The sequence below is a fragment of the Exiguobacterium algae genome, from assembly GCF_018617875.1.
GTDB lineage: Bacteria > Bacillota > Bacilli > Exiguobacteriales > Exiguobacteriaceae > Exiguobacterium > Exiguobacterium algae.
Genome location: NZ_JACSKZ010000002.1, coordinates 400,121 through 420,436, shown reverse-complemented (window position 1 = coordinate 420,436; position 20,316 = coordinate 400,121). Strand labels below are relative to the sequence as shown.

Here is a 20,316-nt window from a genome sequence, read left to right as displayed (position 1 = left end):
ATGGATTTCAAACAGCATATTAAAGAAGTAGCGGATTATCCGAAAGAAGGCATCAGCTTCAAAGACATCACGTCACTCATGCAAGACGGTGAAGTGTATAAGAAAGCAGTCGATGAACTCGTCGTTTACGCACGTGAGCGTGGAGCAGAGCTCATCGCTGGACCGGAGGCGCGCGGTTTTGTCGTCGGTTGTCCGGCAGCGTATGCACTTGAACTCGGATTCGTTCCGGTTCGTAAAGAAGGAAAATTACCACGTGAGACGGTCCGCGTCGCATATGGTCTCGAGTACGGAACAGACATTTTGACGATGCACAAGGATTCAATCAAACCAGGGCAACAAGTGGTCATCTTGGACGACTTGCTCGCAACCGGTGGAACAATCGAAGCAACGATCAAAATGATCGAACAACTCGGTGGAGTTGTAGCAGGAATCGGGTTCTTGATCGAGCTCGACGGACTCGGTGGACGTGAGCGTCTTGAAGGATATGACGTGTTCTCACTCATCCGTTACGAGGACTAAAAATAAACGGGAAGCGATACGCTTCCCGTTTTTGAATAGTTTTTATAGGAAAGTAACCCACAACCTTTGACAGGTCGTCAGATTTTTTCGATAATGGATATAAAAATTATCGAATTTCGAATGAAAAATACTACCATGCTGCGACGAATCCGAGGCGATTGGAGCGGTAAGAAAAAGGGTGTCGAATGTTATGACCAAAAAACAAATCGTAAGTATTGAGGATCTTCTCGACGCGCTCGGGGAGTATATGGTTGACGAAGATATAGCCGAAGTGAAACGCGCTTACGAATACGCAAAACTTCATCATACCGGTCAGTTCCGACGTTCGGGCGAACCCTACATCCTGCACCCGGTCCAAGTGGCCGGCATCCTCGTTGATATCGGACTGGACGCCACGACGATTATCGGTGCACTCTTACACGATGTCGTGGAAGACACGGATGTGACGCTCCAACAACTCGCGAACGATTTCGGAGCGGACGTCGCCATGCTCGTTGACGGCGTGACGAAGCTCGGTAAGATCAAGTACAAGTCGAAAAAAGAAGAACTTGCGGAAAACCACCGGAAGATGATCATTGCGATGGCGGAAGATGTACGCGTCATTCTGATTAAGCTGGCAGACCGTCTTCACAATATGCGGACGCTTCAACATATGCCAAAAGAGAAGCAAGTCCAAAAAGCGGAGGAGACGCTTGAAATCTTTGCCCCGCTTGCCCACCGGATGGGGATCTCGACGATCAAATGGGAGCTCGAGGATATCTCACTCCGATATATCAATCCGCAGCAATACTATAAGATCGTCTCGATGATGAAGCAGAAACGGACCGAGCGGGAAGCGCTCGTCACGTCTGTCATTACAGAAGTGGACAGTGTTCTCGAAGAAGTAAACATTGACGCGGATGTAAATGGTCGTCCGAAGCACATCTACTCCATCTACAACAAGATGGTGAAACATAAGAAAGAATTCAATGAAATCTATGACTTGATGGCGGTGCGGATCATTGTCGACTCGATCCGTGACTGCTACGCAGTGCTTGGCATCATCCATACGCAATATAAACCGATGCCGGGACGATTTAAAGACTATATCGCCATGCCGAAACCGAACATGTATCAATCGCTCCATACGACGGTGATTGGTCCGAAAGGTGAGCCGCTCGAAGTGCAGATTCGTACGAAGGACATGCATTTCATCGCCGAATTCGGGATTGCGGCCCACTGGGCATACAAGGAAGGCAAAAACGTCTCGACGAACGGGTTTGACGAAAAGATTGCCCACCTTCGGGAGATTTTAGAGCTTCAAAAAGATACGACCGATGCCGAAGAGTTCATGGAGTCGCTGAAAGTCGATTTCTTTAGTGATATGCTCTACGTCTTTACGCCGAAAGGGGACGTGTTTGAATTACCGAAAGGCTCTGTCCCGATCGACTATGCGTATCGGATCCATACGGAAATTGGACATCGCATGACCGGTGCGAAAGTAAACGGGCGCATGGTCCCGCTTGACCATAAACTCGAGACGGGGGATATCATTGAGATTATTACCTCGAAGCACAGTTACGGACCGAGCAAGGACTGGTTGAAGCTGGCTGTATCGAGTCAGGCGAAAAATAAGATTCGTCAATGGTTCAAGCGGCAGCAACGGGAAGAGAACGTTGAAAAAGGAAAAGAACTCGTCGATGCGGAAATCAAAAAACTCGGGTTTGAACCGAAGGAAGTCATTGATGACCAATCGGTTGCGGTCGTCGTCGAGAAGTTCAACTTTGGAAACGAAGAAGAGATGTATGCCGCAGTCGGCTATCAGGGAATCACAGCAGCCCAGGTCGCCCATAAGTTGACCGAGCGCCAACGGAAAGAACCGAAGCTCGAGCTATCTGAAGCGATCAGCGGTTTGAAAGTGAGTCAGGCACCGAAAAAGAAATCGACCGAAGCGGGTGTCACCGTGAAAGGAATCGACAACATGCTCATTCGAATGAGCCGTTGTTGTAACCCGGTGCCAGGGGATGAAATCGTCGGCTACATCACACGCGGACGCGGCGTCTCGATTCACCGGAAGGACTGTTTGAACATCGTCAACGAGCAGCATCCAGAACGTCTTCTTGACGTGGAATGGGAAGCAGGACAGGCAAAAGAGAAGAATTATAACGTCGATATCGAAATCACCGGCTATGACCGTTCCGGCCTCTTAAATGACGTCTTACAAGCCGTTTCGGCGACGAATACGAATATCATCGCCGTCAGTGGTCGGGGAGACCAGAATAAACAGGCACGTATCTCGATGACGATTTCGATTCCGAACGTGAATCATTTGCAAAAAGTCGTCGACCGGATCAAGCAGATCTCGGATGTGTACTCGGTGAGCCGGGTCATGATGACGTGACGAAAGGAAGAGTGTAGTGCGAGTATTGTTGCAACGCGTGAAAGAAGCATCGGTCACGGTCGAGGAAGAAGTCGTCGGCAAAATCGGAACCGGCTATTTACTCCTCGTCGGTGTGAAGCATGAAGATACGGAAGAAGAAGTAAATTGGCTCGCCGACAAAGTGGCGGGGCTCCGCGTCTTTGAAGATGAATTTGAAAAGATGAACTTATCCATTCAAGATGTAGACGGTCAAATCTTGTCCGTCTCTCAGTTCACGTTATACGGAGACACGATGAAGGGTCGCCGTCCGGCCTTCACGAAGGCCGCAAAACCGGATGTGGCGGAGGCATTGTATGAAACATTCAATGCACGTCTCCGGTCTCACGGACTAATCGTCGAGACGGGGCGTTTCGGCGCCATGATGGACGTCGCGCTCGTCAATGATGGTCCAGTCACACTCATGCTCGAAAAAAACGCTTGACAGGAGCCGGCTCGATTCGGCATCATGAAGCATATAACCTAACACCTATGAAGAAGAGGAGTACGGTCACCCCACCAGCAAAGAGAGCGATGCCTTGGCTGAAAGCATCGACTGGATGATGACCCGAACGACACTTTGGAGGTGCTTCCTTGAACGTGAGTAGGGGAAGCCGTTATTCGGGCGTTAACCGATTTCGAGTGGCAGAGTTTCAAGCAATGGCTCTGCAACGAGGGTGGTACCACGGGAAACCTACACAGGCTCTCGTCCCTTTGCGGACGAGGGCCTTTTTTGTATTCATTAAGGAGGGAACAATAGATGATGAAAGCACCACGCGGCACACAAGATCTGCTCCCGGGCACGGTCGAGACGTGGCAATATGTCGAGGAGAAGCTCCGCGACATCAGCGCCCGTTACAACTATAAAGAGATCCGCACACCAATCTTTGAAACAACGAACTTGTTCACACGAAGTGTCGGGGAGACGACGGACATCGTACAAAAAGAGATGTTCACGCTCGTGAAGAAAGGGAAAGACGAGTACACACTTCGTCCGGAAGGGACGGCTTCCGTCGTTCGTTCTTTCGTGACGAACAAACTGTTCGGAAATCCGGACCAACCGACGAAGCTCTACTACATGGGACCGATGTTCCGTTATGAACGTCCGCAAAAAGGCCGTTTCCGTCAGCTTCACCAGTACGGCGTCGAGGCAATCGGCAGTAGTGACCCGGCGGTCGACGCAGAGGTCATCAGTCTCGCGTATTCGATTTACAAGTCGTTTGGACTTCAGAAAATTAAAGTCGTCGTCAACTCGCTCGGGGACGCCGAGAGCCGCAACGCCCACCGCGATGCGCTCATCCGTCACTTCGAACCGGTCGCTGGTGAGCTTTGCCAAGACTGCCAGTCACGCCTTCACAAGAACCCGCTTCGCATCTTGGATTGTAAAGTCGACCGCGATCACCCGTCGATGAAAACGGCACCTTCGATTCTCGAATACTTGAACGAAGAGTCGAAAGCCTACTTTGATCAAGTGCTTGAGCAACTCGATGCGCTCGGCGTCGCGTATGAAATCGATCCGACACTCGTTCGTGGACTCGATTACTACACGCACACGGCGTTTGAGATCATGTCGGAGGCAGAAGGATTCGGAGCCATCACGACACTTTGTGGCGGCGGACGCTACAACGGTCTCGTACAAGATATCGGCGGACCGGACATGCCGGGAATCGGATTCGGGATTGGGTTGGAGCGCCTCATCCTCGCACTTGAGAACGAAGGCGTTTTACCTGAACTCGAGACCGGACTTGACGTCTTCATCGTCGCGCAAGGCGGGAAAGAAGTCGAATTGACGGCGACACGCCTCTTACAACTCCTTCGTATGGAAGGGTTGAAGGCGGACCGTGATTACCAGGGACGGAAGTTCAAAGGACAATTCAAACAGGCGGACCGCTTGAAAGCCAAGTTCACAGTCATCTTAGGGGATGATGAAGTGGAACGCGGGGCAGCTGCCTTGAAAGACATGACAACTGGTGAACAAGTCGACGTGCCACTCTCGGCCGTCGCAGACAAAATTCGTGAACTATCGGAAGGAGCAGGACAATGATCGGACGCACACATATGAACGGCCGCGTGACAGAGTCACTGATCGGCCAAGAAGTACAATTAAAAGGATGGGTACAAAAACGTCGTGACCTCGGAGGATTGATCTTCATCGACCTTCGTGACCGTACAGGGATCGTCCAAGTCGTCGTACGTCCGGAAAACGAAGCAGTCCATCAACTCGCGGAGACAATCCGTAGCGAGTTCGTCCTCGACGTGAAAGGAACGGTTCTCGAGCGTGAGAACAAGAACCCGAACATGCCGACAGGAAACATCGAGGTTATCGCGTCCGAGATCAATATCTTGAACGCGGCGAAGATGACACCAATTCCAATCGGTGACGAAGCAGAAAACGTCTCAGAAGACCTCCGTCTCAAGTATCGTTACCTCGACCTTCGTCGTCCGGCGCTTCAGGAGACGTTCCGTCTCCGCTCGAAGACGTCAAACACGATCCGTAACTTCTTGACGGAGCAAGAGTTCCTTGAAGTCGAAACACCGATCTTGACGAAGTCGACACCGGAAGGCGCACGTGACTATCTCGTACCGAGCCGTGTCCACGGTGGAGAGTTCTATGCACTCCCACAATCACCACAGCTCTTCAAACAGTTGCTCATGGTTGCAGGATTTGACCGTTACTTCCAAATCGCGCGCTGCTTCCGTGACGAGGACCTTCGTGCAGACCGTCAGCCTGAATTCACGCAAGTCGACATCGAGACGAGCTTCATGGACATTGAAGACTTGATGGCGATGATGGAGTCAATGATGGGACAAGTCATGGAATCGACGCTCGGTCGTACGGACACACCAGCGAAGTTCGAGCGCATGACACATGAAGAAGCGATGCGCCGCTTTGGTTCAGACAAACCGGACACACGTTTTGGTCTCGAATTGATCGACGTGGCAGACGCGGTGAAAGGTGCCGGCTTCAAAGTGTTCGACGCCGCACTCGAATCAAACGGACAAGTCAAAGCGATCAACGTAAAAGGGGAAGCGGACAACTTCTCACGTAAAGACATCGACAAGCTTCAGGAGTTCACAGCGGTCTACGGTGCGAAAGGTCTCGCATGGCTCAAAGTGACTGCAGAAGGCTTGAACGGCCCGATCGCGAAGTTCTTCGACGAGACGTATGCACAGAAGTTGATCGAAGCAACGAATGCAGAAGCAGGTGACCTTCTCCTCTTCGTCGCATCGAAACCAACTGTCGTCGCAGACAGCCTTGGCGCACTCCGCGTCAAACTCGGACATGACCTCGGTCTCATCGACGAGTCGAAGTTCAACTTCCTTTGGGTGACAGACTTCCCACTCGTAACGTTCGAAGAAGAAGACGGTCGCTTTTATGCGAACCACCACCCGTTCACGATGCCGAACCGTGAAGACCTTCACCTTCTCGAAACAGACCCGGGAAGCGTTCGCGCGGTTGCGTATGACCTCGTCTTGAACGGTTATGAGCTCGGTGGCGGCTCACAGCGTATTTACGAACGTGACATCCAGGAGCGCATGTTCAAATTGCTCGGCTTCACACAAGAAGAAGCAGTTGAACAGTTCGGCTTCTTGCTTGAAGCGTTCGAATACGGGACGCCACCGCACGCAGGAATCGCACTCGGTCTTGACCGTCTCGTCATGATTCTTGCAGGTCGTTCGAACCTTCGTGACACAATCGCCTTCCCGAAAACGGCTTCGGCGAGCTGTCTCTTGACGCAAGCACCGAGCCCGGTCGCAGATGCGCAGCTTGAAGAGTTGTCGATTCGTACAGCGGTAAAAGAGAAAAAATAATACGCTTCAGACAGGATTCGTCGTTCTCGGCGAATCCTTTTTTAGTACGAAGAAATCGAAAAGATAAAATAAATGAACGAATATGGTTGACAAAAGTTAGATATCTAACTAATATGAAGACATGGCAAAGAAAAACGCAATTTCATTAATTGGTCGTATTCGAGATGAGTCGAACAAACTAATTTTATCGGAACTTGAGAAGCATGGTGTGACAGAAATTGCGCCATCTCACGGTGGAATCTTTTTAGCATTGTATCGACATCATCGGCTTACGATGAAGGAGCTATCTGAAGAAATCAGTCGTTCTAAACCGACAGTGACGGTTCTCGTAAACAAGTTATTGAAGCTAGGGTATATTGAAAAACGAAAAGACTTAACCGATCAACGTATCTCATATATAACGTTGACCGAGAAAGGCGAAGCGTTGAAACCGATATTTGATGAGGTATCTCATACACTGAACACACTGGTTTATGGAAATATGTCAGAGGATGAACAGACTAGATTCGAAGAGACGCTAAACAAGATTCTAGATAGATTTTAATCTATCTTAAATCTTGAACATATAGTTAGATATAAAACTAATAACTTTGCCAAATAGTTAGATATAAAACTAAAGGGAGAGAATTTTTAATGAAACATCTTATTTTGTACGCCCATCCAAATCCAAAAAGTTTTAATCATGCGATCCTTAACACTACAGTAGAAACACTCCAAGCAAATCATCATGAGGTTGTTGTTCGTGATCTCTATGCACTCGGGTTCGATCCTGTCTTAAAAGCAGAAGATTTCATGACGTTCCAATCCGGGAATATTCCTGCTGATATTAAGGTTGAGCAAGATTATATTTCTGAAGCGGATGTTATTACGTTCATCTATCCGGTTTGGTGGACTGGTCTTCCAGCACTTTTGAAAGGTTATGTGGATCGTGTCTTTTCATACGGATTTGCTTATGCCTATGATGGTGAAGGCAATCAACTGCAATTGTTGAAAGGGAAAAAAGGGTTTACTGTCAAAACACATGGTAACCTGAATGAGTACTACGATGCGACGGGGATGACTTCATCACTCATACAAACGACAGATACAGGAATCTTTGAATTCGTTGGAATCGAACCAGTCGGTCATATTGCACTCGGGGGAGTAGTTTCGGTTGATGATGTATCGAGACAACAGATGCTTGAAAAGATAAAGCAGACAATCACAACGACTTTTTCAGACAAAGTGAACGCTTAAAAGCAAAGCCATTCGGAATTCAATCCGAATGGCTTTGCTGCATATACTTTGCTGTTCGTTGCAATGCAAACCCGAATGCAAACAGCGAAGCGATGACTGCGGACATCGTGTAGACCGAATCGCTGAACGCCAGATAGATTCCGAACAGTCCGAGTCCGAAGCTTAGGAGAAACCATAGCCAAAGAATCGAATGTTCACGTAACGCCTGTTTCATCGGCTCGGTACGTTCAACTGACAGCCGGTGCCATCCGTGACGAGCAGATTCGCATTGAACACTTGACCATCACTCTTTAAAACGAGTGAACGTTTGTCTTCGCGATAGTCGATTTTCATCTGTTCATCCAAAAATACCTTCGTCCAGTTTTTGATCAAGATCGGACCCGTATTCGAATCGATTTCGACATCTTCCGAGTCTGTCTCGGTCACATAACGGATTTCGAAGATCCCGCTGTTCCCGCAGCCGCATCCTTCTGTCTCATAAAAGAGGTGCATCCGTCCTTTTCGTTCACCCTTTAACGCCTCGATCCGGTCGAGGGCGGATTCTGTAATGTGTACGTACATGTTGCATCACTCCTTATAGTTAGTATACTGCGTTGGAAAAAAGAATGAAAAAGAGGTGCTTCCCATTTTCCACATCCCATTAAAAGGCGTAAACTTAATGGTTAGAAGGGGGAAGGGGTATGATTTCACGTTTTTTCAGTTATTATCGACCACATAAAAAGTTGTTTATGCTCGATTTTTCATTCGCAATTCTCGTCGGACTGCTTGAACTCGGTTTTCCGCTTGCCGTCCAATGGTTCATCGACGACCTGTTGCCGGGTGGGGAATGGAACTGGATTATCACGGTCAGCATTGGTCTGCTCATACTGTACATATTGGCCATGATGATGCAGTATGTCGTCAACTACTGGGGACATAAGCTCGGCATCAACATTGAGACGGACATGCGGGAGGAATTATTCACGCACATCCAGAAACAGTCGTTCCGATTCTTTGATAACCATAAGACCGGACACTTGATGAGTCGTGTGACGAACGATTTGTTCGATATCGGGGAAGTGGCGCATCACGGACCGGAGGACTTTTTCATCGCCATCATGACGTTGCTCGGTGCGTTCGGGATCATGTTCTCGATCGACCCGGAACTGGCACTCGTCACCGTTGTCGCGGTCCCGTTTTTAATTGCGATGATCACGTATGCCAATAAAAATATGAACAAGGCATGGCAAAAGATGTACACGAACATCGGGGAAGTCAACGCAAGGGTTGAGGACAGTGTCTCCGGGGCACGCGTCGTCCAATCCTTCACGAATGAAGGGTTTGAAATCAACCGATTCCAAAAAGATAACCATTTCTATCGCCGCTCTAAGATTGAGGCGTACCGGGTCATGAGTACGTCGCTGGCGGGCATTTATATCACGACCCGCCTGATGACGCTTCTCGTCCTCGTATACGGCGCGTATTTAACGTATGAAGGTCAATTGTCTTATGGACAACTTGTCGGGTTTATCCTGTATATGAATCTTCTCATCAAGCCGATTGAAAAAATCACGGCACTTTTGGAGATGTATCCGAAAGGGATGGCCGGATTTAAACGGTTCACGCAGTTGCTCGATGAAGAGCCAGACATCGAGAACCGTGCGGATGCGATTGAGGTCGAGACACTGAAAGGCGATATCGTCTTCAACGACGTCTCGTTCGGCTACTCAGACTACCGCCAAGTGTTGACGGATATTGACTTGTCGATCAAAGCCGGGACGACCGTCGCTTTAGTCGGGACGAGCGGAGCCGGGAAGACGACCATCTGCTCACTCATTCCACGGTTTTACGACGTGACGTCAGGAGCAATCTCAATCGACGGCATCGATGTCCGGAATATGACGAAAGAAAGCCTTCGTCGACAAATCGGGATCGTGCAACAAGACGTCTTCTTATTTGCGGGCACACTACGTGAGAACATCGCTTACGGGAAACTGGAGGCGACAGATGAAGACATTCTGCGCGCCATTGAAAAAGCGCACCTGACGTCTCTAGTCGAGGAGCTCGAACATGGACTGGATACACAAATCGGGGAACGCGGACTGAAGCTCTCAGGTGGACAGAAGCAACGGATTGCCATCGCGCGTATGTTCTTGAAAAATCCGCCGATTTTGATTTTGGATGAGGCGACCTCGGCGCTCGACACGGAAACTGAGGCAATCATTCAAGATTCACTCAATGAATTGGCGGCGAATCGAACGACGCTCATCATTGCCCACCGACTGGCCACGGTGAAAAATGCCGACCGGATCCTCGTCGTGACGTCTGAGGGAATCGTAGAGGACGGGACACATGACGAATTGAGTCGACAAGGCGGGGTCTTCTCGAACTTGCTACAACGTCAACAGCTTTGACACAAAGCCACCTTTTGAAAAGGTGGCTTTTGTTGCGTGATATTAGTTAGTGTCGGGTAAAGACAATGGAGAATCATATAAAAGGAGGCGGCAAATCGATGAAAGCCGTGCAAGTCGTTGGCTACGGAGATGTCGATCAACTTCAGGTTGTAGACATCCCAAAACCTGTACCGAAAGAAAATGAGGTCCTCATTAAGGTTCGGGCATGTGCGATTAACAATACGGAAATTTGGATGCGTGAAGGGGCTTACGGAACCGGAGAAAAGTCGGGCTGGCGACCGGAAGGTGTCCAATTCCCGAGGATACCGGGTTCCGATATCACGGGAGAAGTGGTTGAGGTCGGTCGTGACATCGATTCATCGATGATGGGCCGGCATGTCGTCTTATTCCCGTTCACGTCTAGTGGACCGGAACGGAAAGAACATCTGTCTGATGACATGTCCTTTATCGGTTCGGAATATGACGGGGGATACGCAGAATATGTTGCCTGGCCGGCAGACCTGTGCTTTGATATGCCGCTTGATGACTTCGTTGAGAGCGCGGTGTTTTCCGTGAGCGGATTGACGGCGTGGCATATGAATGAACAGCTCCATATTCGTTCGGGGGAGACAATTGTCGTCACCGGGGCCAGTGGCGGCGTCGGTTCGCTCAATGTTCAAATTGCAGCGAATGTTTTCGGTGCGAAGGTGTTCGCCATTGTCGGTGATTTAAAAAATGAGAAAGAATTGAAAGCGTTCGGTGCGACCGAAGTCTTTTCATATCGTTCTGAGACGCTCGCGGAGGCGATCATCGCGGCGAACGGTGGTCCGGTCGATGCCGTGCTTGATGTCGTCGGGGATGCGCTGTTTGATGTATCCCTTCAAATTTTGAAGAAAGGTGGGAAGTTCTGCATTTCTGGTTCTGCCGGTGGACAGACGACCTATCTCGACTTCCGAACGCTCTACTTGAAGCATATTGTGATGTACGGGTCTGTACTCGGGACGCGTCATGAATTTGCGGAGATGTTGCGTTCGATTACAGAAGGGAAGTTAAAACCGGTCATCGACCGGACTTTCCCGCTTGAAGAGGCACGCGAGGCACAAACGTATTTCAAACAATCTGGTAAGTTCGGAAAAATTGTATTGATTCCGAACGCATAAAAAGAGAGGGGGGGTCCCTCTCTTTTTATGCAAATTTCACTTTAAGGCGATCGACGTAGGCGATGAGCAGGCGGAATCGTTCTAACCAAAACTGAAAGAACGGACCGATGAGGAAAATCGACAAGACGGTGCCGAAGAAGAGCGGTCCACCGAGCACCCATCCGATGAGACAAGCAGTCAGCTCCATCCAGGTCCGCATGGCGCGGACGGACGTTTGGAAACGGTCTGATAAGGCAAGTGTCAGTCCATCGCGGGGTCCGGCTCCGTACCCGACGGCGACGTAAAGACCGGCACCCATCCCCATGACGAATATCCCGAAGGTGAGCCAAACGACGTTTACCATCAGACCGTTGAATGTCGGGAGCCATTGCTCGTTCAAAATCAGGTTCATAAATACCCCGACAAAGACCGCGTTGACGAGCGTTCCGAACTGAGGGCGAATCCGATCGAGTATGTATTTGAATAAGACAAGTAAAAGTCCGACGCATAAAATCACCGTCCCGATTGAAATCGGAAGATGACGTGCAATCCCGATATGGAGAACGTCCCATGTGGAGACACCGAGATTTGCCGTGATCATGATCGATGACCCGAGTGCGAGTAAGAACAACCCGGTCATGAAAAGGACCCATTTGAAGAGAATACGTAAAAAGTGGATGGATCGGATGTACACGAACATCGCCTCGTTTCAATGAAATGGTTGATTTATCTTAGCACAATCGATTGGAAAACATGAAAAAAACGTCTCAGCTTGTTGGCTGAGACGCAGGAGTTATTTCTTCGGTGATTTCTTTGCTTTGTTCTTTTTATAGTAATCGTAGACGAACGGTGCGACCGCCGTCGCGATTTTGATCAATGTTCCCATTTTGCCTTTCTTAGCCAATGTGTAGCACCCCTTTCTCTTCTAAATGAATATATTCCACACAATTTAATTTTAAAAACATATTTCCAGCACACACCATCCTCATTGATCGTAATAAACCAGACATACAATGTAGTGGAGGAGGCCTATTCTTGAAAACAATCATTTGGTACCAAAACGATTTACGTGTCGATGATCATTTGCCCCTTGAAGAAGCATTGCGTCATGACGATCCGATTGAAGGTCATTATTTTATCAGCCCAAAACAGCTCGTTGAAAATCGTTATGGCGTTATTCCACTCGGGAGCGAACGGCTCCATTTCTTGAAAGAATCGTTAGAGGATGTGGCCGGTTCATTGGATGCGCTCGGGATTCCGTTTTTTGTCCACGTCGGTCATCCGCTCGAGACACTCGACCCAACCGACCGCCTCTTGTTTCAACGGGCAATCGGGTACAATGAGCGCCGACGTGAAGATGAGGTGATGAAAAAGTGGAAGGGGGCGTACGAAGCGTTCGATGGATTTACGTTATTTGAAGAAGACGACATTCCGTTTGAGAAAATGCCGTTTCTCTTCACAGAGTTTAGAAAAGCGGTCGAATATGATGTCCGTCCTCGCGAACTGATTGCCCGAAAGGCGACTGCTGCCACACGCGAGGTGACGTTCCCATTCTCTTTTCAAGAAATCGAGCAAGACCCAAGGACGGCATTTCCGTTTAAAGGTGGCGAACTGTCTGCGAAGCGCCGGTTGAATGACTATTTGTCTGTGCCGATTCGAACGTATAAAGAGACGAGAAATGGGTTTGGGGTCGACGACTCGACCAAGTTGTCTGCGTATTTGGCGAATGGGTCGCTATCAGTACGACGGGTTTTCTTTGAACTTGAGGCGCATGAGCGAACGCATGGGGTGAACGAATCGACCTATTGGCTCTACTTTGAACTATTGTGGCGTGAGTTTTTCCAATGGGTTGCGCTGGAACAGGGAAAACGCTTGTTTCGGGCACAAGGCATCCGGTCAAAACGAAAAGACTGGCGAGTCGAGGCGGATGTCATTGAACAATGGCGACGGGGAGAGACGGGCGTCGATTTCGTCGATGCCTTTATGCGGGAGTTGAATACAACCGGATGGATGTCGAATCGAGGACGTCAAATCGTCGCGAATTATTTTGCCAAAGAGCTCGGTCAAGACTGGCGGTATGGGGCGGCCTATTTTGAGTCGAAGTTAATCGACTATGACGTGGCCAGTAACTACGGCAATTGGGCATATCAGGCAGGTGTCGGAAATGACGCACGAAATCGACGGTTTAACATCGAGAGGCAACAATTCACTTATGACCCTGACGGTGCGTTTCGTAACAAGTGGTTGTGACGAAACTGTCACGAGAAGTCGGTGATTCTCATTGACTTCTTTTTGCATAGAGTGCTATAGTTAAGTCAACAGATGGGATACCTGAGGTGTACGAGAGCCGCCTTCGTTATTTTGAGCCAACACTTTGAATACGGGAGATCGAACTGCCAACCAGATCAACTGCCTCATCACGTGCAGGAGGACTTGTGAAGGGGACGCTAGATCACCCACCTGCATACGCAGGTTCAAAAGCAGGGCATCGTCACGGCACTCCGGGCCCCATCGATTTTTGTGTAGAAACGTCGCGAGACGTCTTTTTTTTGAATATAATTCCGAGTAAAATAGTATGAGAAAAAAGAATTAGTTGGAGGAAGAATCAATGTTACACCAATTTTCACGAAATGAATTGGCCATCGGCTCTGAAGGCCTTGATGCTTTAAAGAATAAAACGGTTGCCATCCTCGGTGTCGGAGGCGTCGGCTCGTTCGCAGCGGAGGCACTCGCACGGAGCGGGGTAGGTCGTCTCGTGCTCGTGGATAAAGACGACATCGACATCACGAACGTCAATCGCCAAATCCATGCCCTCATGTCTACGGTCGGGCAACCGAAAGTCGAGGCGATGGGGAAGCGACTGCTCGACATCAATCCTGACTTGGATCTTGTAAAGTTGAAAATGTTCTATACAGAGGAGACGTATGAGGAGTTCTTCGCTCAAAACATCGACTATGTCATTGATGCATCGGACACGATCATTTATAAGATTCACCTGATCGTCGAGTGTAAGCGACGTGGCATTCCGGTCATCTCGAGTATGGGGATGGCAAACAAGATGGACCCGACACGTATCAAAGTCGTCGACATTAAAGATACGTCATACGATCCGATTGCGAAGATGGTCCGCACCCGTCTCCGTAAAGAAAACATTTATAAAGGCGTGCCGGTCGTGTTCTCAGACGAATCTCCGATTGTGACACGTGAAGACGTGAATGAGGTCGTCGGGAAAAAAGATGCTGCCATTCGTAAGGCGAAGATGCCACCGAGTTCGAATGCGTTCGTCCCATCTGTCGCCGGACTCGTCGCTGCAGGCTATGTCATCAACGAGCTGCTTGAAGAAGCGGGTGTCGTAATCGAACGAGTCCACAAATAATGAAAAACGACGCGACTCAAATGTGGAGTCAGCGTCGTTTTTCCCAATAGTCGAGGCGTTTTTGGATTTGTTGTTCAAATCCCCGGCTCGTTGGTGTGTAATAGGTCGGTCGTTTTCTAGCCAAATTCTCCGGCCAGTAGTTTTGGGCGACGAACCCGTCTTTCTCATCATGCGGATATTTGTAGCCGACCCCGTTCCCCAGTTCACGGGCTCCTGGACTGTGGGCGTCACGCAAATGTACGGGTACCGGACCGCCCTCGACTGTCCGGACATGATGGAGTGCTTTGTCGATGGCTGTGATGACGGCATTGGATTTTGGTGCTGTTGCGAGATAAAGGACAGCTTCGGCAATCGGGATCCGGGCTTCCGGAAATCCGATATACTCGCTTGCCCTTGCAGCGGCATCGACGACGAGCAAGGCGTTTGGGTCGCTCAATCCGATGTCTTCGGCGGCGTGGACATAGAGACGTCGCATAATAAAGCGTGGCGATTCGCCAGCTTCGATCATGACCGCGAGCCAATAGAGCGCCGCATCAGGGTCTGAACCACGAATCGATTTGATGAAGGCGGAGATGACGTCGTAATGACGGTCCCCTGACTTATCGTATTTGATCGCCTTCTGTTGGATTGACTCCTCTGCAACTTCTAGTGTGATGGTGATTTGACCATCGACTTCCGGGGTCGTCAACACGGCGAGTTCGAGCGCATTTAACAACACGCGGTAGTCACCGTCTGCCATTTTGATATAATGGTCAACAGCTGCCTCTTCCATTTTGACCGGATAGTGACCAAGACCGCGCGGGTCGGTCAATGCACGATCGAGGACGCGTTTCAGTTCATCTGGTCCAGGCGGCTCGAGCCGAAACACCGTAGCGCGGGACAACAGTGCCGCGTTGACTTCGAAACTTGGATTTTCGGTCGTCGCCCCGATCAGGATGAGCTTTCCGGATTCAAGAGCCGGGAGCAGGGCGTCTTGTTGTAATTTATTGAAACGATGGATCTCATCTAAAAATAAAATGGTGCGCTCGTCTTCGTAATCAAAGCGTGATTCGGCTTCTCGAATCACGTTGCGCAATTCCTCCAATTTAGCGGTGACGGCATTCAATTGGACGAATGTCGCTTTCGTATAGTTGGAAATCACGCGAGCGAGCGTCGTTTTACCGGTCCCGGGCGGTCCATACAAGATGATGGTCCCTAACCGGTCGGCCTCGATGGCCCGTCGGAGCAATTTTCCTTCGCCTATGATGTGCCGTTGACCGATGACATCGTCTAGCGTCTCGGGACGCATCCGATTGGCGAGCGGACCACTATTGGATTGATGAAACAAATCACTCATGCGTAACCATTCCTTTCAACAAACGTTTGTTCGATTAGTATAACAGAAGGAGACAGGAACATGAAAATATCTACTAAAGGCCGCTATGGGCTAACGATTATGATTGCATTGGCACGAGAAAATGATAACAAGCCACTCAGTTTGAAAAAAATCGCGGCGCGTCATGAACTCCCTGAGCATTATCTCGAGCAATTGATCGGTCCCCTCCGTAACGGTGGACTCGTGAAAAGTGTACGCGGGGCATACGGCGGCTATCAACTCGTCAAACCTGCTGATGAGATCACGGCCGGTGAAATCATTCGACTACTCGAAGGCCCGCTCACAATCGTGGAAGATTCTGAAGCAGATGATGCGGTCAAACGGAAGCTTTGGGATAAAATAAAGTCTGCCATCGAGGCTGTTCTCGAAGAGACGACGCTAGCAGACCTGGCTGAAGAAGAGTCAGAAGGTTATATGTTTTACATTTAAGAACGAGGTGACACAGAATGAACTATTTTGACCACGCCGCGACGACGCCCATGCGACCTGAAGTACTGGAAGCGATGACGCCATATTTTCTCGAGACATACGGGAACGCTTCTAGTATCCATGGGATCGGACGAAAAGCTCGAGCGGCGCTTGATGCATCGCGCCGTTCGCTCGCAAAATGGATTGGAGCGACCCCGAACGAGATCATTTTCACATCGGGCGGGACCGAATCGGACAATTATGCGTTATTTGGAACGGCTTATGCTTACCGTGAACAAGGGAACCATATCATCACATCAAAAGTTGAACACCATGCGGTCCTCCACGCGTTGCAGCAACTCGAACGTGAAGGGTTCGAGGTCACCTATCTGGATGTCGATGCGTCAGGCGCGGTATCGGTCGAGTCCGTTCGAGCGGCATTGCGGGAAGATACGATTCTCGTTTCTCTAATGTACGGGAACAATGAGGTCGGGACGCTTCAACCGATTCAACAAATCGGTGAGTTGCTCGAAACGCACCAGGCTGTATTTCACACGGATGCGGTCCAGGCGTTAGGGACCGAACGGATTGATGTAAATGCGTTAGGTGTCGATTTATTGTCCGCCTCGGCCCATAAAATCAACGGTCCGAAAGGTATCGGTTTCCTTTTCGTGAAAACAGGTGTAAAATTAGCGACGCGTTCTTTTGGTGGACAACAAGAACGGAAACGTCGAGCCGGCACGGAAAATGTTCCGGGTGCCGTCGGATTCCAAAAAGCGGCCGAACTCGTCATGTCGGAACGAACGGAGCGAATCGAGCGATATCGTATGCTCGAAACGACTTTGCTCGCCACATTGGACGAACTCGGTGTCACGTATGAAGTGAACGGAGCGAACCGTTTACCGCATATCGTCAACCTATATCTCCCGGGAATTGACCTTGAACCGTTCTTGATCATGATGGACATGCGGGGCATGGCAATTTCGAGCGGGAGTGCTTGTACGGCAGGGTCGGTCGAACCATCGCACGTATTGACGGCGATGTATGGTGAGTCGAATCGGACGAAACAATCGGTACGCATCAGTTTTGGTTACGGCAACTCGGTCGAAGATGTGAAACGGCTCGCAGAACGACTGGATGAAGTCGTCTCGACATTTACGAACGGAGTGAGATAGATGAACTTACGCACGAAAGCCCCTGAAGACACGACAGTCGTCGTCGGCATGTCGGGTGGCGTCGATTCATCGGTGACAGCACACGTGCTGAAAGAGCAAGGGTACAACGTCATCGGAATCTTTATGAAAAACTGGGATGACACGGATGAGAACGGTGTATGTACGGCGACGGAAGACTACGAAGACGTCATCGCCGTGGCGAACCAAATTGGGATCCCGTATTATGCGGTCAATTTCGAAAAAGAATATTGGGACCGTGTCTTTGAATACTTCCTGGCGGAATACCGTCTAGGCCGTACGCCGAACCCGGACGTTATGTGTAACAAGGAGATCAAGTTCAAGGCATTCCTGGACCATGCGCTCAAGCTCGGTGCCGATTTTGTCGCAACCGGTCATTATGCGCAAGTGAAATACATTGACGGAGAACATCGTCTGTTGCGTGGGAAAGACGACAATAAGGACCAAACATACTTCTTGAATCAGTTGTCTCAAGACCAATTGGCACGCACGATGTTCCCAATCGGTCACATGGACAAGAAAGATGTGCGTGCGATTGCTGAAGAAGCAGGGCTCGCGACTGCGAAGAAAAAAGACTCGACTGGGATCTGCTTCATCGGTGAGCGGAACTTTAAAGAGTTCTTGTCGGAATACCTTCCGTCACAGCCAGGTGAAATGCGGACGCTCGATGGTGTCGTCAAAGGACGTCATGACGGGTTGATGTATTATACGCTCGGACAACGCCACGGTCTCGGAATCGGTGGAGACGGGGACCCGTGGTTCGTCGTCGGAAAAGATGTCGAGAACAACGTCTTGTTCGTCGGACAAGGATTCCATCACGACGCATTGTATTCTGATGCACTCGTCGCATCGAAATTGTCGTGGACTGGTGCTGCACCGACGGGAGAATTCCGGGCGACGGCGAAATTCCGTTATCGTCAACAAGACGTGCCGGTAACGGTCGCGCCACTTGAAAACGGCGAAGTGCTCGTCAAATTCGATGAGCCACAACGTGCCATTACACCGGGACAAGCAGTCGTCTTTTATGACGGTGACATCTGTCTCGGCGGGGCGACGATTGACGAAGCGTTCCGAAATGGAAAACGACTCGACTATATCGGATGAGGTGATTGATATGAACGCAAACGAACAAGGCATCCAAGCGATGCAACAAGGTGAATTCGAACAGGCAGCCAAACATTTCAATGAGGCGATTGAAGCGAACCCGACAGACCCGACTGGTTTCGTCAACATGGGGACGTTGCTTCAGGCAATCAACGATTACGATCGTGCCGTCATCTTCTATGACAAAGCGATCGAACTCGATGGTTCGTTCGGTGCCGCGCACTATGCGAAAGGTGCTCTTGCCTATGAACTCGAGCAATTGGAGTCCGCAGAGGCGTCGCTTCGCCAAGCGCTCCTCTCGGGAATGGATGATGCCGATCTTCATTTCATGCTCGGCTTGACGTACAAGGCGATGGGTGACTTCGTTCGTGCGATGCCACGCCTGCGTGAAGCGAAGAAGCAATCGCCGGAAGACGTAGAAATCACGTTCCAATACGGACTAGCACTCGCACAAAGTGAACAACTTGAAGAGGCGGTCGTCGCGTTAGAAGAGACGCTCGACCTCGATGCGAGTCATACGGATGCCCGTTACAACTTGGCAATCGCGTATGCGTTCTTAGGTGACCAGGAACGGACGTATGCCGAGCTTCAACGTGTCCTTGAGATGCAACCGGATCATGAACTCGCACGTGACGCCATCGCGAAGATGGACGCACTGCTTGGAAACTGATCTCTTGAATAGGAAAGTGCCATCGCAATGGAGCGATGGCACTTTTTTGGTGCTCGTGATCAAAGTTGTTTCGTTGTGATGCGAACCGGTTCCCCAGCAAAATCACCATATGCATCATCCATATTTTTCGTATACAGCTCGATGATATTATGGTTCGGGTCTTTAAAATAGGCGGAACGCTCTTTTACGTTCTTTGTCTCGTCCTCGTCCCACGTCCGTAATTTGACCGGAACATCCGCCTCATCCAACACGTCGAGTGCCTGTTCGAACGACTCCATCGGAACGAAAAAGGCACAGTGCACGTGGGCGCCCCCTTCATCGTATAAGGTGTCCCAATCGGTCACTTCCTGACGACGATTTGCCTCCTCTGCTTCTGTGAAGTTTCGTTTCAACCATAAACCGAGTCGTGTATTTCCACCGACATAGAGCCAGGTTGCCCATGGCTCGCTTGCCTGTTCCTGTGCCTCACTCGGCTCGGCATCATCACCAACCCATTGTTCGACGATCGGGAGTCCGAGCTTGCCGTGCCAAAAATCGACGGCTTCTTGCATATTCGCCACTTCAAGAACAAGTTCGCACAATCCGCTGATCGGGATTCGTTTGCCCATGCCTGATTCCTCCTTCATTGTGTCACTCGAACAGTTCCCCGTTTCCTGTTTTCAAAAACGCGACTAGCTGGGGACGAGGGAGGGAATGATTTCCTTAGAAGGAGGGTG

Annotated in this window: 20 protein-coding genes, 1 other RNA gene and 1 other annotated feature; of the genes, 16 read left to right on the top strand and 5 right to left on the bottom strand. The window is 49.9% G+C overall.

The genetic code is table 11. The annotated features are described in order from the left end of the window. From KNP03_RS07355 to KNP03_RS07325, 7 genes are all read left to right on the top strand, one after another. The gene (locus KNP03_RS07355; RefSeq protein WP_214827551.1) at window positions 1-519 is read left to right on the top strand and encodes an adenine phosphoribosyltransferase; all 519 of its coding nucleotides are present in this window, start codon (window positions 1-3) and stop codon (window positions 517-519) included. Between the two features lie 190 nt (window positions 520-709). Then, the gene (locus tag KNP03_RS07350) at window positions 710-2,899 is read left to right on the top strand and encodes a RelA/SpoT family protein (RefSeq protein ID WP_214827548.1); all 2,190 of its coding nucleotides are present in this window, start codon (window positions 710-712) and stop codon (window positions 2,897-2,899) included. Between the two features lie 16 nt (window positions 2,900-2,915). Then, entirely contained in the window at window positions 2,916-3,359 is a 444-nt protein-coding gene (gene dtd, locus KNP03_RS07345) for a D-aminoacyl-tRNA deacylase (RefSeq protein WP_214827546.1), read from the top strand. Between the two features lie 38 nt (window positions 3,360-3,397). Continuing rightward, window positions 3,398-3,631 (top strand) — a binding site (T-box leader). A 46-nt stretch (window positions 3,632-3,677) separates the two neighbouring features. Next, on the top strand, window positions 3,678-4,958 hold the full coding sequence (gene hisS, locus KNP03_RS07340; protein ID WP_214828297.1) for a histidine--tRNA ligase: 1,281 nt from the start codon (window positions 3,678-3,680) through the stop codon (window positions 4,956-4,958). Next, entirely contained in the window at window positions 4,955-6,727 is a 1,773-nt protein-coding gene (aspS, locus tag KNP03_RS07335; RefSeq protein WP_214827540.1) for an aspartate--tRNA ligase, read from the top strand. Before hisS ends, aspS begins: the two co-directional genes overlap by 4 nt. A gap of 121 nt (window positions 6,728-6,848) precedes the next feature. Beyond that, window positions 6,849-7,271 (top strand): MarR family winged helix-turn-helix transcriptional regulator, encoded by a 423-nt coding sequence (locus tag KNP03_RS07330; protein ID WP_214827537.1) that lies wholly within the window; start codon window positions 6,849-6,851, stop codon window positions 7,269-7,271. 89 nt (window positions 7,272-7,360) lie between these two features. Further along, a complete protein-coding gene (locus tag KNP03_RS07325; protein ID WP_214827535.1) occupies window positions 7,361-7,963 on the top strand; it encodes an NAD(P)H-dependent oxidoreductase in 603 nt (200 codons plus the stop codon). Window positions 7,964-7,982: 19 nt separating this feature from the next. Here the strand turns inward: KNP03_RS07325 and KNP03_RS07320 are convergent, their stop codons facing one another. Together KNP03_RS07320 and KNP03_RS07315 are read right to left on the bottom strand one after the other, a co-directional pair. Next, a complete protein-coding gene (locus KNP03_RS07320; RefSeq protein WP_214827533.1) occupies window positions 7,983-8,177 on the bottom strand; it encodes a hypothetical protein in 195 nt (64 codons plus the stop codon). Beyond that, on the bottom strand, window positions 8,174-8,524 hold the full coding sequence (locus KNP03_RS07315) for an iron-sulfur cluster biosynthesis family protein (protein WP_214827530.1): 351 nt from the start codon (window positions 8,522-8,524) through the stop codon (window positions 8,174-8,176). Before KNP03_RS07315 ends, KNP03_RS07320 begins: the two co-directional genes overlap by 4 nt. A 119-nt stretch (window positions 8,525-8,643) precedes the next feature. Between KNP03_RS07315 and KNP03_RS07310 the strand changes: the two genes are divergently transcribed. Beyond that, on the top strand, window positions 8,644-10,356 hold the full coding sequence (locus KNP03_RS07310) for an ABC transporter ATP-binding protein (RefSeq protein ID WP_214827527.1): 1,713 nt from the start codon (window positions 8,644-8,646) through the stop codon (window positions 10,354-10,356). Between the two features lie 98 nt (window positions 10,357-10,454). After that, window positions 10,455-11,495 carry an alcohol dehydrogenase family protein gene (locus KNP03_RS07305; RefSeq protein WP_214827524.1) on the top strand — a complete coding sequence of 347 codons (1,041 nt, stop codon included), beginning with the start codon at window positions 10,455-10,457 and terminating at the stop codon, window positions 11,493-11,495. 25 nt (window positions 11,496-11,520) lie between these two features. On the opposite strand, the gene KNP03_RS07300 is transcribed toward KNP03_RS07305, so the two are convergent. Next, window positions 11,521-12,174, bottom strand: a complete 654-nt coding sequence (locus KNP03_RS07300) for a YczE/YyaS/YitT family protein (RefSeq protein WP_214827521.1) — start codon at window positions 12,172-12,174, stop codon at window positions 11,521-11,523. 335 nt (window positions 12,175-12,509) lie between these two features. On the opposite strand from KNP03_RS07300, the gene KNP03_RS07295 reads away from it, so the two are divergent. From KNP03_RS07295 to KNP03_RS07285, 3 genes are all read left to right on the top strand, one after another. Continuing rightward, complete coding sequence (locus KNP03_RS07295) at window positions 12,510-13,724, top strand: DASH family cryptochrome (protein ID WP_214827518.1); 1,215 nt, start codon at window positions 12,510-12,512, stop codon at window positions 13,722-13,724. 75 nt (window positions 13,725-13,799) lie between these two features. Beyond that, window positions 13,800-13,986, top strand: a non-coding RNA gene (ssrS, locus tag KNP03_RS07290) — 6S RNA. 96 nt (window positions 13,987-14,082) lie between these two features. Then, window positions 14,083-14,850: a tRNA threonylcarbamoyladenosine dehydratase gene (locus KNP03_RS07285; protein WP_214827515.1), complete on the top strand. Its 768-nt coding sequence runs from the start codon at window positions 14,083-14,085 to the stop codon at window positions 14,848-14,850. Between the two features lie 28 nt (window positions 14,851-14,878). Here the strand turns inward: KNP03_RS07285 and KNP03_RS07280 are convergent, their stop codons facing one another. Then, a complete protein-coding gene (locus KNP03_RS07280; protein ID WP_214827512.1) occupies window positions 14,879-16,186 on the bottom strand; it encodes a replication-associated recombination protein A in 1,308 nt (435 codons plus the stop codon). Between the two features lie 60 nt (window positions 16,187-16,246). On the opposite strand from KNP03_RS07280, the gene cymR reads away from it, so the two are divergent. Genes cymR through KNP03_RS07260 form a run of 4 tightly spaced genes read left to right on the top strand, consistent with a single transcriptional unit; the run spans window position 16,247 to window position 19,600 of the window. Next, window positions 16,247-16,654 carry a cysteine metabolism transcriptional regulator CymR gene (gene cymR / locus KNP03_RS07275; RefSeq protein ID WP_214827509.1) on the top strand — a complete coding sequence of 136 codons (408 nt, stop codon included), beginning with the start codon at window positions 16,247-16,249 and terminating at the stop codon, window positions 16,652-16,654. Between the two features lie 17 nt (window positions 16,655-16,671). After that, complete coding sequence (locus KNP03_RS07270; RefSeq protein ID WP_214827506.1) at window positions 16,672-17,808, top strand: cysteine desulfurase family protein; 1,137 nt, start codon at window positions 16,672-16,674, stop codon at window positions 17,806-17,808. Further along, complete coding sequence (gene mnmA / locus KNP03_RS07265; protein WP_214827503.1) at window positions 17,809-18,930, top strand: tRNA 2-thiouridine(34) synthase MnmA; 1,122 nt, start codon at window positions 17,809-17,811, stop codon at window positions 18,928-18,930. Window positions 18,931-18,940: 10 nt separating this feature from the next. Next, window positions 18,941-19,600, top strand: coding sequence for a tetratricopeptide repeat protein (locus KNP03_RS07260; protein ID WP_031421459.1), 660 nt, complete (start codon window positions 18,941-18,943; stop codon window positions 19,598-19,600). 59 nt (window positions 19,601-19,659) lie between these two features. Here the strand turns inward: KNP03_RS07260 and KNP03_RS07255 are convergent, their stop codons facing one another. Beyond that, window positions 19,660-20,208 (bottom strand): VOC family protein, encoded by a 549-nt coding sequence (locus KNP03_RS07255; RefSeq protein ID WP_214827501.1) that lies wholly within the window; start codon window positions 20,206-20,208, stop codon window positions 19,660-19,662. Window positions 20,209-20,316 lie beyond the last annotated feature (108 nt).